The 12,453-nt window shown below is 70.3% G+C and carries 12 protein-coding genes; 4 read left to right on the forward strand and 8 right to left on the reverse strand.

Features of this window, described 5'->3' with window-relative positions; all coding sequences use genetic code 11:
* Window positions 1-214: 214 nt before the first annotated feature.
* Both OG747_RS08360 and OG747_RS08365 read left to right on the forward strand, forming a co-directional pair.
* Window positions 215-1,147 carry a 5'-3' exonuclease H3TH domain-containing protein gene (locus OG747_RS08360; protein ID WP_405885480.1) on the forward strand — a complete coding sequence of 311 codons (933 nt, stop codon included), beginning with the start codon at window positions 215-217 and terminating at the stop codon, window positions 1,145-1,147.
* Between the two features lie 263 nt (window positions 1,148-1,410).
* Window positions 1,411-2,259: a siderophore-interacting protein gene (locus tag OG747_RS08365; RefSeq protein WP_405878638.1), complete on the forward strand. Its 849-nt coding sequence runs from the start codon at window positions 1,411-1,413 to the stop codon at window positions 2,257-2,259.
* A gap of 101 nt (window positions 2,260-2,360) precedes the next feature.
* On the opposite strand, the gene OG747_RS08370 is transcribed toward OG747_RS08365, so the two are convergent.
* The 3 genes from OG747_RS08370 to OG747_RS08380 all read right to left on the reverse strand — a co-directional run bounded on the left by OG747_RS08370 (window position 2,361) and on the right by OG747_RS08380 (window position 5,012).
* Window positions 2,361-3,137 (reverse strand): ABC transporter permease, encoded by a 777-nt coding sequence (locus OG747_RS08370; RefSeq protein WP_405878639.1) that lies wholly within the window; start codon window positions 3,135-3,137, stop codon window positions 2,361-2,363.
* A complete protein-coding gene (locus OG747_RS08375; protein ID WP_405878640.1) occupies window positions 3,134-4,156 on the reverse strand; it encodes an ATP-binding cassette domain-containing protein in 1,023 nt (340 codons plus the stop codon). Before OG747_RS08375 ends, OG747_RS08370 begins: the two co-directional genes overlap by 4 nt.
* Before the next feature lie 190 nt (window positions 4,157-4,346).
* Window positions 4,347-5,012, reverse strand: a complete 666-nt coding sequence (locus OG747_RS08380) for a PadR family transcriptional regulator (RefSeq protein ID WP_405878641.1) — start codon at window positions 5,010-5,012, stop codon at window positions 4,347-4,349.
* 239 nt (window positions 5,013-5,251) lie between these two features.
* On the opposite strand from OG747_RS08380, the gene OG747_RS08385 reads away from it, so the two are divergent.
* Both OG747_RS08385 and OG747_RS08390 read left to right on the forward strand, forming a co-directional pair.
* Window positions 5,252-6,802, forward strand: a complete 1,551-nt coding sequence (locus OG747_RS08385; RefSeq protein ID WP_405878642.1) for an amino acid permease — start codon at window positions 5,252-5,254, stop codon at window positions 6,800-6,802.
* A 4-nt stretch (window positions 6,803-6,806) separates the two neighbouring features.
* Window positions 6,807-7,748 (forward strand): RluA family pseudouridine synthase, encoded by a 942-nt coding sequence (locus OG747_RS08390; protein WP_405878643.1) that lies wholly within the window; start codon window positions 6,807-6,809, stop codon window positions 7,746-7,748.
* On the opposite strand, the gene OG747_RS08395 is transcribed toward OG747_RS08390, so the two are convergent.
* From OG747_RS08395 to OG747_RS08415, 5 genes are all read right to left on the reverse strand, one after another.
* Window positions 7,742-9,220, reverse strand: coding sequence for a cytochrome P450 (locus OG747_RS08395; RefSeq protein ID WP_405878644.1), 1,479 nt, complete (start codon window positions 9,218-9,220; stop codon window positions 7,742-7,744). The two genes, OG747_RS08390 and OG747_RS08395, sit on opposite strands and share 7 nt — an antisense overlap.
* 142 nt (window positions 9,221-9,362) lie before the next feature.
* Window positions 9,363-9,983 (reverse strand): GTP-binding protein, encoded by a 621-nt coding sequence (locus tag OG747_RS08400; protein WP_405878645.1) that lies wholly within the window; start codon window positions 9,981-9,983, stop codon window positions 9,363-9,365.
* Window positions 9,964-10,401 carry a DUF742 domain-containing protein gene (locus OG747_RS08405; RefSeq protein ID WP_405878646.1) on the reverse strand — a complete coding sequence of 146 codons (438 nt, stop codon included), beginning with the start codon at window positions 10,399-10,401 and terminating at the stop codon, window positions 9,964-9,966. The genes OG747_RS08400 and OG747_RS08405 overlap by 20 nt, the downstream gene beginning before the upstream one ends.
* Window positions 10,398-10,805, reverse strand: a complete 408-nt coding sequence (locus OG747_RS08410) for a roadblock/LC7 domain-containing protein (protein WP_405878647.1) — start codon at window positions 10,803-10,805, stop codon at window positions 10,398-10,400. The genes OG747_RS08405 and OG747_RS08410 overlap by 4 nt, the downstream gene beginning before the upstream one ends.
* Complete coding sequence (locus OG747_RS08415; RefSeq protein WP_405878648.1) at window positions 10,802-12,388, reverse strand: ATP-binding protein; 1,587 nt, start codon at window positions 12,386-12,388, stop codon at window positions 10,802-10,804. The genes OG747_RS08410 and OG747_RS08415 overlap by 4 nt, the downstream gene beginning before the upstream one ends.
* Between the last annotated feature and the right edge of the window lie 65 nt (window positions 12,389-12,453).

Consider the following 12,453-nt stretch of genomic DNA (forward strand, 5'->3'; position numbering starts at 1 on the left):
AGCGGAGGAGGGAGCCGAGCGTACGGACGACACGCGGCCTCCGGGACCGCCGAGAGGAGTGGACTTCGCCACAGGGGAACCGCACGGACGCCTCCCCCGCGCCCGGAGCCGGAGCCCACCCCGCAACCGGGTCCGCCCCGGTGCCGCGCCTGCCCCGCTTACACGGAGCGGACACCAGAAGTGGTCCAGGTCACTGTCAGTGCCGTACGGCATGATGCGAGGCGTGACCAGACGCCTGATGTTGCTCGACACCGCCTCCCTGTACTTCCGGGCCTACTTCGGGGTCCCCGACTCGGTGAAGGCCCCGGACGGCACGCCCGTGAACGCCGTGCGCGGGCTGCTGGAATTCATCGACCGCCTGGTCAAGGACCACCGGCCGGACGATCTGGTGGCCTGCATGGACGCGGACTGGCGTCCGCAGTGGCGGGTCGACCTGATTCCCTCGTACAAGGCGCACCGCGTCGCCGTGGAGACCAAGGCCGGCCGGCCGGACGAGGAGGAGGTGCCGGACACGCTCTCCCCCCAGGTGCCCATCATCGAGGACGTCCTCGACGCGCTGGGCATCGCGCGCGTGGGGGTCGAGGGGTACGAGGCGGACGACGTGATCGGCACCTTCACCGGGCGCGCCACCGGCCCGGTCGACATCGTCACCGGCGACCGCGACCTCTACCAACTGGTCGACGACAAGCGGGGAGTCCGCGTCCTGTACCCCCTCAAGGGCGTCGGCACGCTCCAGCTCACCGACGAGGCGTGGCTGCGCGAGAAGTACGGGGTCGACGGCCCGGGGTACGCGGATCTGGCGCTGCTGCGCGGCGACCCGAGCGACGGTCTGCCGGGCGTGCCGGGGATCGGTGAGAAGACGGCGGCCAAGCTGCTCGACCAGTTCGGCGACCTGGCCGGGATCATGGCGGCGGTCGACGATCCGAAGGCGAAGCTGACTCCCTCGCAGCGCAAGCGGCTCGACGAGTCACGGCCGTACGTCGCCGTGGCGCCCAAGGTCGTCCGGGTCGCCGGTGACGTGCCACTGCCGGACGTCGACACGGCGCTGCCGCACGCGCCGCGCGACCCGGCGGCGCTGGACGAACTCGCCGCGCGCTGGGGTCTGGGGGGATCGCTGCAGCGACTGCTCTCGACGCTCACCACCTGAGGAGGGACGCACCCGAAACCCGGGAGACAGCTCGGCAGACAGCTCAGCCGAGACTCGGCAGACGGTTCGGAAGCGGCATTCTCACTGAGAAGAGTGACATTCTCGATTTGGGGAAGCCTTGCTACTGGAGCGGGGCTCGGCCCTGGGTGCCGGGCGGCTCGCACCTCGATACAGGGAACTTGGAGAGTTCAAGTGTGAGGGGTGCCAATTGAGGCAGAGGTGCTAACTTAGGTAAGCCTAAGCGAGCGAACGAGGAGGCCGTCATGGCAGAGCGTCCGGCACGCACGTCCAGGAAGCCCCACTCCGCGCGGGTCGTGCGGACCGAGCGGCTGACACCGCACATGCAGCGTGTCGTGCTGGGCGGCGAGGGCCTCGCCGAGTTCACCGCGGGCACCCGCACCGACCACTATGTGAAGCTGCTGTTCGCCCCGGAAGGCGCCTCCTACCCCGAGCCGTTCGACATGGAGCGGATCCGCGAGGAGCTCCCGCGCGAGCAGTGGCCGGTGACCCGGACGTACACCGTGCGCGCCTGGGACCCCGAACAGCGTGAGCTGACGCTCGACTTCGTGGTGCACGGCGACGAGGGCCTCGCCGGGCCGTGGGCGGCGCGCGTCCAGCCCGGCGAGATCGTCCGGTTCATGGGGCCGGGGGGCGCTTACGCGCCCGACGCGAGCGCCGACTGGCATCTGCTCGCCGGTGACGAGAGCGCGCTGCCCGCGATCAGCGCCGCCCTGGAGGCGCTGCCGGACGGTGCCGTGACCCGCGCCTTCGTGGAGATCTCCGGGCCCGAGGAGGAGCAGAAGATCGACTCCGACGTGGAGGTCGTCTGGCTGCACCGCGGGGACCGGCCGGTCGGCGAGGCCCTGGTGGAGGCCGTCCGCGCCCTCGACTTCCCGGCGGGCCGGGTGCACGCGTTCGTGCACGGCGAGGCGGGCTTCGTGAAGGAGCTGCGCCGGCTGCTGCGGGTGGAGCTGGAGATCCCGCGCGACGACCTGTCGATCTCCGGCTACTGGCGCCGCGGGCACAACGAGGACGGCTGGCAGGCGACCAAGCGGGAGTGGAACGCGCAGGTGGAGGCGGAGCAGGAGGCGACCGTGGCGGCCGCCTCCTGATTCCCGATGGACCAGGTCGGCTGATGGACCAGGTCAGTTGACGGACCGGGCCACCTGACAGGCCGGGTCACCCGACGGACCGGGCCACCTGACGGACCCGGTCACACCGACCGCTGGTACGACCTGAACGTACGGATCGACAGCCACACCGCCACCACGGCGAGGGTCAGCAGCGCCCCGCCCCGGCCCAGCACGGCACTCCAGTCGGGGTGCTCGGACATCGCCGAACGTCCCGCCACCATCGCCCAGTTGAGCGGGTTGAAGTCGGCGATGTGCCGCATCCAGCCGGGCATCTGGGACGGGGCCATGAAGGCCGAGGACAGGAAGGTCAGCGGCAGCAGCAGGAACGTGTTGATGCCGATGATCGACTCCCGCTCCTGGACCAGCATGCCCAGCGCGTTGGACAGTGCCCCGAAGATCGTGCCGAGCAGTACCGAGGCGACGATCAGGATGGCGATGCCGCCGATGCCGCCCGGGTAGTCCGCGCCGCCCAGCAGGCCGAGCAGCACGATGATGACCGACTGCAAGGCGGTGACCAGGCCGTTGTTGACGACATTGCCGTTCATCAGGGCCGCCCGGCTGACGGGCGTGGTCAGGAACCGGTTGAGCGTGCCGCGCTGGATCTCGTCCAGCGTGCTCATGCCCGCCCACATGTTGGAGCTGAGCGCGCTCATCACGACCACGCCGGGGACGAGGTAGTCCAGGTACGAGGTGGTGCCGAAGCCGCCGAGTTCGACGACCTTCTTGAAGAGGTTGCCGAACAGGAACAGCCAGATCACCGGCTGGATCAGGGTGATGATCGCGTACGCGGGCTGACGTGCGAACACCATGAGTTGACGCTGCGTCATGTACCAGGTCTGGGAGACGGCGGTGCTCATCGGGCACCTCCGGCGAGGACGAGGTTCTCGGTGCCTTCCGATTCCGCCTGCGCCTCCGAGTAGCGGCGGCCCGCGTAGCGGAGATAGACGTCGTCGAGCGAGGGGCGGGCGACGGTCGCGGCGGCGACACCGACCCCGGCCCGCTCCAGCACGCCGAGCAGGGCGGGCATCGCGGCGGCCCCGTCGTCGGCGCGGACGCTGACACGGCGGCCGTCGAAGAGCGCCTCGCGCACGCCCGGCAGCCCGGTGAGGGCGCCGTTGAGCAGCGTACGTCCGGCGTCTCCGACGGCTTCCCGCAGCTCCACATGGACGGCGTCACCGCGGAGTTCGCCCTTCAGGGCGTCCGGGGTGCCCTCGACCACGACATGGCCGCGGTCGACGATGGCGATCCGCTCGGCGAGCCGGTCGGCCTCCTCCAGGTAGTGCGTGGTGAGCAGGATGGTCAGACCCTCGTCACCGGCGAGGCGGGCGATCTCGTCCCACATCGCGGTGCGCGCCTCGGGGTCGAGACCAGTGGTGGGCTCGTCGAGGAAGAGCACCTCGGGGCGGTGGACAAGACCGAGGGCCACATCGAGGCGGCGCCGCATGCCGCCCGAGTAGCCCTTGACCGGGCGCCGCGCCGCGTCGGCGAGCTTGAAGCGGTCGAGCAACTCGTCCACCCGGCGGTTCAGCTCGGCACCCTTCAAGCCGTAGAGCCTGCCCTGGAGTTGCAGGTTCTCGCGGCCGGTCGCCACCGGGTCGGCGCCGGAGTTCTGGGCGACCACACCGATCGCGCGGCGCACCCGGTCCGGATGGCGCAGCACGTCGTGGCCCGCGACGGTGGCGGTGCCCGAGTCGGGGCGGGCCAGGGTGGTGAGGATCTTGACGGTGGTGGACTTGCCGGCGCCGTTCGGGCCGAGCAGGCCGAAGACGGTGCCGGTCTCGACGGTGACGTCCATGCCGCCGAGCGCGGTGACGTCTCCCGGGTAGGTCTTGATCAGCTGACGCGCCTCGACCGCGGGCGCACGGGTACTACTCATGACGACTGCTCTCCTGTGTGAGCGGTGATCTCGGGCAGGGCCGAGCCGATCCGCGTGAAGAGCGCCGGGCTATCCTGGGTGTGCCGCACCTCGATCGCCCGGAACTGCCTCACGGTGGGTTCGGTTCGGGGTTCGAGACCCTGGCGGGGCTACTCCAACAGCTCTGCCGGGGTCTTTTTTCGTTCTTCGGCTACTTCTCTTGCTTCTCTCGCTTCTCTTCGAAGTCGCTTTCCAACTTCACGTACTCCTCGGGGACCTCCCCCGTCTCGCTGAAGGTCCGCCACTGCTGGACGCCGGGAAACGTGCCGTCCCTCAGCTCCTCCAGGAAGCCTCGGACCCAGGCCGCCTCCGCCTCGATCATGTGCACCTTGTACTCGGACTCGATCAGGAAGAGGCGGGGCAGCGTCTCGTAGAGCTTCTCCAGGCCGCCGCGCAGGCTCGCGGCCCGCACCTCCAGCGTGTTGAGCCGCCCCGCCAGCAGGCGTGTCACCTCGTCGGGGTGGAGCACGCCCATCAGCGAGAGCGCGGACTCGAAGAGCGGATACTCCTCCACCGGTACGGCGAGCAGGTCCGACAGCCACTCCGTGGCCTCGTCGCGCCCGGAGTCCGTGATGCCGTACAGCGTGCGCTCGGGGCGGTTGCCCTGTCGCTGCACCTCGGTGACCTCGACGAAGCCGTGCTTCTCCAGGTTCTGGACGACGGTGTAGAGCGAGCCGTAGTTGATCTTCAGACTGGTGTCCTTGCCTCGGCGGCGCAGGGTCTGGGCGATCTCGTACGGGTGCATGGAGCGCTCGGTGAGCAGCACCATGACCGCGAGCGCCAGCGGATTGCTCAGCTTCCGACGTTTCATGGTCATGATGATCTCACCTCGCTTCCGAATATCCGCTGCCGAACATATCGCGTATCCGAGGCGAGCGTCAATGGACACGATGTATCGCGATTTCGTGCCCCCGGCAAGGACGTGAGGACTTAGGCCCGCCGCGGATACGGCCGCGTCATGCGAGCGAAACAGGGTCTCCCTAATTTCTGTCACCCGACAGGAATTCGACTCACCCCCGTCCCGCCCACCCTTCCGCGCCGAAGGCAGGTGTCACCGTGACGACCACCGCTCCCTCCGACGTACGCCCCGATCCGCCGCAGTCCCCCGACGACGGCTCCCTGGCCGAGTTCGGCTACCGCCAGGAGCTGCACCGCAGCCTCGGCCGGTACGCCTCGTTCGCCGCCGGTTTCTCCTTCATCTCCGTCCTGACGACCGTCTTCCAGTTCTTCGCCTTCGGGTACGCGTTCGGCGGCCCCGTCTTCTTCTGGACCTGGCCGGCCGTGCTGGTGGGCCAGTTGACGGTCGCCGCCTGCTTCGCGGAGCTGGCCGCGCGCTATCCGATCTCGGGCGCGATCTACCAGTGGTCCTCGCGACTGTCGAACCTCTCCTTCGGCTGGTTCGCCGGCTGGATCATGGTGATCGGGCAGATCGTGGTGGTCGCGGCGGCGGCACTCGCACTGCAGATGGTGCTGCCGGCGATCTGGTCCGGCTTCCAGCTGGTCGGCAGCGATCCGACGCCCACCAGCGCCGACGGCGCGGCCAACGCGGCGGTCCTCGGCGTCGTCCTGCTCGTCCTGACCACGCTGGTGAACGTCATCGACAACCGCGTGATGTCCGTGATCAACCGGATCGGTGTCACCGCCGAGATCATCGGCGCCGTCCTGATCATCGTGCTCCTGCTCACCCACTCCGAGCGCTCCCCCGGCGTCACCTTCCACACGGGCCAGGGCAGCACGGGCCTGTTCGGGGCGCTGATGGTGGGCTCGTTCATGGCGGCGTACGTCATGATCGGCTTCGACAGCGCGGGCGAGATGAGCGAGGAGACCCACAACCCGCGCCGCACCGCGCCCCGGACGATCCTCACCGCGCTCGGCGCGGCGGGCCTGCTCGGCGGACTGATCGTGCTCGGCGGACTGCTTGCCGCGCCCAGCCTCACCGACGGCCGCCTGGGCGTCGACGGCCTGAGCTACGTCCTGACCAGCAGCCTCGGTGACGGCGTCGGCCGCGCGCTGCTCGCCGACGTGGTGGTGGCCATCGCGGTGGCGACCCTGGCGATCCAGACCGCCGCCTGCCGCATGCTCTTCTCGATGGCCCGCGACAACCAGCTCCCCTTCTCCCGCCGCCTCGCCAAGGTCAACCCGCGCACCGGCATGCCGAACGCCCCCGCCCTGGTCGTCGGCATCCTCGCCGCCACCCTCCTGCTCCTCAACTTCGCCTCCCCGGAAGCCTTCCTGGCGATCGGCACCACCTGCATCGTGATGCTGTACCTGGCGTACGCGATGGTGACCGGGCCACTGCTGGTGCGCCGGCTGCGCGGGGAGTTCACCGCCGACGGCACCGACGAGACGGGCGCCCCGCTCTTCTCGCTGGGCCGCTGGGGCGTCCCCGTGAACGCGATCGCCCTCCTCTACGGCCTGTTCATGACCGTCAACCTGGCCTGGCCGCGCGCGGCGGTGTACGACCCGGCGGGCGGGCACTGGTACTTCCAGTGGTTCACCGTGTTGTTCCTCGGCGTGACCGTGGTCGCGGGCGCCGCGTACCGGGCGTACAAGGCGCGCACGCCGGTGACGGAGGCTCCGGAGGTGGCTCCGGCCTCGTACGCTTGATCAGGTGAGACGTAAGCCCCGGATCCCGCCCTCCCCGCTGCCGCAGCGCGACGGTGTCGACCCCGTGCGGGTCAGGCTGCCGCAGGGCGGGGGGTGGGCCACCGTGCGGGAGCATCTGGTGGAGCGGCTCGCGGCGGGAGCCGGGGTGATCGACGGGATGTTCGGGGAGGGGCTGATCGTCGGGGTGGACGGGCGGCCGGTGGCGCCCGACGCGGCGTACGTACCGGGGATGTTCGTGTGGTTCCACCGGGAGCTGCCCGCGGAGGAACGGGTGCCGTTCACGCTCGACGTGGTGTACTGCGACGAGCACGTCGTCGTCGCCGACAAGCCGCACTTCCTCGCCACCACCCCGCGCGGGGGCCATGTCGCCGAGACCGCGCTGGCCCGGCTGCGGCGGGAGCTGGACCTCCCGGCGCTCGGCGCCGCGCACCGCCTCGACCGCCTCACCGCCGGGCTCGTACTGTTCACGGTACGGCCCGAGGAGCGCGGTGCCTACCAGTCGCTGTTCCGCGACAAGCTGGTCCGCAAGGAGTACGAGGCGGTGGCCCCGTACGACACGGGGCTCGCGCTGCCGCGTACGGTCCGCAGCCGGATCGTGAAGGAGCGCGGGGTGCTGGCCGCGCGGGAGGTGCCGGGCGAGTCGAACGCCGTCACCCGGGTCGAACTCGCCGACCATCACGAGGGTTTGGGGCGCTACCGGCTGCTGCCGTCCACCGGGCAGACCCATCAGCTCCGGGTGCACATGAACGCGTTGGGCGTGCCGCTCCTCGGCGATCCGCTCTACCCGGTGGTGACCGGCCCCGTGCCGGCCGGTGACTTCCGGCGTCCGCTCCAACTGCTGGCGCGGGTGCTGGAGTTCACCGATCCGGTCACGGGGCGGGCGCACCGGTTCGTGAGCGGGCGGGTGCTGCGGGCCTGGTCCGCGTACGACGACTGGGCTCAGTAGCCCCGCCACCAGCGCAGGAAGCGCTGCCAGGCGCCCGGGCGGTGGGCGGGTTCCGCCGCCGTCGGCGCCGTCGGCGCCGGCTGGGGTGGTGCGGGCCGGTGGGCGGGCGCCGTCGGCCGGTCCGTGGTGACCTGCCGGTTCGGCTGTTGCTGCCGCGGGATCGGGTTGATGGCGGGCATCGCCTCGACGTCCTGCTGCGGCTTCGGCTCGAAGTACACCGGAAGCTCCACCAGGTGCCGCGAGGCCATTGACGAGCGCCAGCGCAACTCGTCCTCGTCGCCGTCGAGTTCGACGTCGGGCAGCCGGATCAGCAGCGCCTCCACGCCGACGTCGGCGATGGCACGGCCGATGTCCTGGCCCGGACACTCGTGGGGCCCGCCGCCGAAGGCGAGGTGGGAGCGGTTGCCCATCATGTTGGCCTTGAGGTCGGGGCGCACCCGGGGGTCGATGTTGCCCGGCGCGATGCCGAGGATCAGTCCGTCGCCCCGGCGGATGCGCCGACCGCCCAACTCGGTGTCCTGCTTGGCGAAGTAGCCGAGGACGGCGCTGAACGGCGGCTCGTCCCACAGCGACTGCTCGACCGCCTCGGGGACCGTCATCTGGCCACCGTTCAACTGGGCGCGGAAGCGCGGGTCGATGAGTACCACGCGCAGCACGTTGGCCAGGAGGTTGGCCGTGGCCTCGTACGCGGCGAGCAGCACCAGGCGCAGATGCTGGGCGACCTCGTCGTCGGTGAGCCGGGCCGGGTGGTTGATCAGGACACTGGTGAAGTCCTCCGCCGGCTGGGCGCGGCGCCGGGCGGTGTGCCGGATGAGGATGTTCATGACGTACTCGTTGCTGGCGATCGCGGTCTCGGTGCCCTGGAGCAGGTCGCGGGTCGCCTGCACCAGCCGGTCGTCGTACTCGTCGGGAATGCCGAGGATCTGGCAGAGCACGGCCATGGGCAGATGCTCGGTGAACTGGCTGACCAGGTCGGCCCGGCCCTTCTCGCAGAACCGGTTGACGAGGATCTGGGTCGCGCGGTTGATGTGCCGCCGGATGGTGCGGTGGTTGATGGTCGACATGGCGCCCATCACCGCGCCCCGCAGGCGCAGGTGCTCGTCGCCCTCGGCGTGGGAGCAGATGGGCTGCCAGGCGATGTGCGGCGCGAGCGGGTGGTCGGGGCCGGCCGTGCCGTCCTGGACGGCGGTCCACAGCCGGCTGTCCCGGGAGAAGTGCGTGGGGGTGCTCACCATGTGCAGGTTCTCGGCGTGGCCGAGCACCACCCAGATCGGCACGTCGTTGTGGAGCAGCACGGGGGCGACCGCACCGTGCTCGTCGCGGAGTTTCTCGTAGAGGTCTCCCAGGTCGTCCGCCGCGAGGCCGTAGAGCCGGTGCAGTCCGTCAGGACCGAGGCCGTGGGCGGGGCATCCGGGCGGCGGGTCGAGCGTACGGTCGTCCGTACCGGCCGGGGAGTGGGATTCAGGCGTCACGGTGATCGCTCCGAAACTGAAGTGGATCCGGTGTCTTGGGGGATGTCCGGTGTTGAAGGTGTCCGGTGTTGAAGGTGTCCGGTGTCGGGGGTGTTGGGGATCTCCGGTGTGTCCTGGGGCGGCGCGGGGTTCGCTGCGGGCCTCAGGTGCGTGCCGGGTTCATCGCCAGCGAGTGCAGGAAGTGCATGAGCGTCATCAGGACGTCCCGGCTGGAGGCGCGGCGGCGCGCGTCGCAGGCGATGATCGGGATCTCCTCGGAGAGGTCGAGCGCGGCGCGCAGGTCCTCGATCGGATAGGTGGGGGCGTCCGGGAAGGTGTTCACGGCGACGACGAACGGCACACCGCGCTCCTCCAGGCGGCCGATCACGTCGAAGCTGACTTCCAGCCGGCGGGTGTCGATCAGGACGACCGCGCCGAGCGCGCCCTCGAAGAGGCCGTTCCACAGGAACCAGAAACGCTCCTGGCCGGGGGTACCGAAGAGGTAGAGCACCAGCCTCTCCGTGATGCTGATGCGGCCGAAGTCCATGGCGACGGTGGTCGCGGTCTTGGTCTCCGAGCCGTAGTTGTCGTCGATGCCGATGCCGGCCTGCGTCATGGTCTCCTCGGTCGTCAGCGGCTTGATCTCGCTGACGGCACCGACCATGGTCGTCTTGCCGACTCCGAAGCCGCCCACGATCACGATCTTCACGGCGGCCGTCGCCGTGTGCGGCAGATGGTCCTCGGCGCGAGGGCCCGTGATCGTGTCAGAGCTTTTGAAGTCCATGCATCACCGCTTCGAGGAGGGAACGGTCGGGGAGCGCCGAGCGGACGATCGGGGCGCGCGCCTGTACCAGTTCGGCCGTCAGCAGCTCGGTGAGCAGGACGGTCACCACGCTGAACGGCAGATTGAGGTAGGCCGAGAGCTCGGCCACCGACAGAGGGGCCTTGCAGAGCCGGAGCAGCACCGACAGCTCCGGCTGGGTGGTGGGCGGCGGCGCGGCGGCGCGCGCCACGATCAACGTGACCAGGTCCAGATCGGCCCGCTCGCCGCCCTCCGCGCCGCCGGTGAGCAGGTACAGGCGCCCCGGACTCTTGGGGTCCTCTTCCTCGCCCTCTTGGGGAGGCCGCTCTGTGGGGGGTTCGGTGGGGGGCTCGGTGAACTCTTCCTTGGGGTAGCGCCGTCGGCGTTGCGGAGGAGTCATACGGTCTGCCCGTTGCGCCGCGGCGGACTGGTCAGATGGTCCCCGATGCGTGCGACGAGGTCGCGCATGCGGTTGCTCATCAGGCCGGGCTCCGCGGTCTGGTTGGCGAGCACCGCGAGATAGGCGTTGGCGCCCGCGGACATCAGATAGAAGTAGCCGCCGCCGATCTCGATGATGACCATGCGCATCGTGCCGTCGCTGCGGGGGATCTCGCCGGCGACGGCTCCGGCCAGGCTCTGCAGTCCCGCGCAGGCCGCGGCGACACGGTCGGCGGCGTCCGGGTCGCCGCCGTAGCGGGCGATGCGCAGTCCGTCGGCGGAGAGCACCACGATCTGCTGGATGCCCGGTACGCCGTCGGCGAGATCTTTGAGCATCCAGTCGAAGTTGCCTCGCTGCTGGATCACGTGAGGTCCCCCTCGTCGTCGGCCTCCGGGGCCGGCTGGTTGGTCCTGGTGAACGCCTTCGGGTCCGGCTTGCCCTTGAGGCCTGCCATGAACGCCTCGACCCACATCCCCGGTGGTGGCTGCTCCTCCTTCGGGGCGGGCTCGGCGGCCCAGGAGGGCATCGCGGCCGCCGCTTCCTCGGCCGCGGCCTCGGCGGCGCGGGCCTCGGCGATGCGCTGACTGAGCGGGACCTTGACCCGGCTGCGCCGCTGCGGCAGGCCGCCCGCGGTCCACTCGGTGACCAGGGGGACGTCGTCGTCCAGGGACCCGTCGAACTGCTCGGGGAGACGGGGTCCGGTGGTCGGGCGGCGCTTCTTCGGCTTTCGCTTGGGTCCCTCGACTCCGTCGGTGTCCATGGTCGGCACGGAGTTGATGCCGACGCCGTGCGCGAGACCGGGGGCGGGGTCCTTGGTGAGCATGTCGCTCGGCACCACGACGACGGCGCGGACACCGCCGTACGCGGACTGCCTGAGCGCGATCTTCATGTCGTACATCTTCGAGAGCCGGCCGACGACGGCCATGCCGAGCCGGGGGGCCTCGCCGAGGATCTGCAGGTCGATGCCGGCACGGGCCTGCTCGAGCAGCTTCTCCATCTTCTGGCGGGCCTCGTCGTTGAAGGCGACGCCGGAGTCCTCGATCTCGATGGCGACACCGGTCTGCACGGTGATGGCGGTGAGGTGCACCTTGCTGGTCGGCGGTGAATAGCGCGTCGCGTTGTCGAGGAGTTCGGCGACGGCGTGGATGACCGGTTCGACGTGGATGCCGTTGACGTTGACTTCGGCGATCGAGTGCAGCTCGATGCGGCGGTACTCGAGGATCCGGGACATCGCGCCGCGCATCACGCTGAACAGCGGTACGGGCTCGGGCCAGTTGCGGCCCGGGCGGCCACCGCCGAGCACCGCGATGGAGTCGGCGAGGCGGCCGATCAGCGCGGTGCCGTGGTCGATGCGCAGGAGGTCGTCGAAGACGTCGGGGTTGCGTCCGTGGTCCTCCTCCATCTCGCGGAGTTCCTTGTTCTGCTGGTGGACGATGGCCTGGACGCGTCGGGCGATGTTGACGAAGGAGCGCTGGCCGGAGTCGCGCAGCAGGTCCTCGTCGTCCACGATCCTGAGTACGTCGTACAGCAGGTCCCGCTGCGACTCGGAGAGGTCGCGGTGGTCGGTGTCGGCTTCGCCGTACTTGTTCGCGGCGTCCTCGGGCGAAATACCGCCGCGCATGCGTCCGAGCGCGACGGGCAGGACCTCCGTGCGGAAGCGCACGACCTCCTGGTCGTGGGCGGCGAGGCGCTGTTCGAGGTGCGCGGTCCGGCGGCCGAGCTCGGCGCGCAGGCCACGGGTGACACGGCCACGGCGTGCGGCCTCGGCCGCGACCGCGATGATCAGCAGCGTCGCGATGCCGCCGCACCAGCCGACAGCGGCCCGGGCCGGAGCCGTCACCAAGGCGACGGCGGCCCCGGTCACCGCGGCCATCAGTATGGCCGGCAGCAACAGCACGCGCGCGTAGGGAAGTTCACGGCCACCGGGAGGCGATTGAACACTCACCATGTATGCCCTCTGAGACAAATCGGCTGGGGGTCGGGGGGAGTTCGTGGGGGAAACGGCGTGGTCAA

The sequence above is a fragment of the Streptomyces sp. NBC_01384 genome (genome assembly GCF_045040035.1).
Lineage (GTDB): Bacteria > Actinomycetota > Actinomycetes > Streptomycetales > Streptomycetaceae > Streptomyces.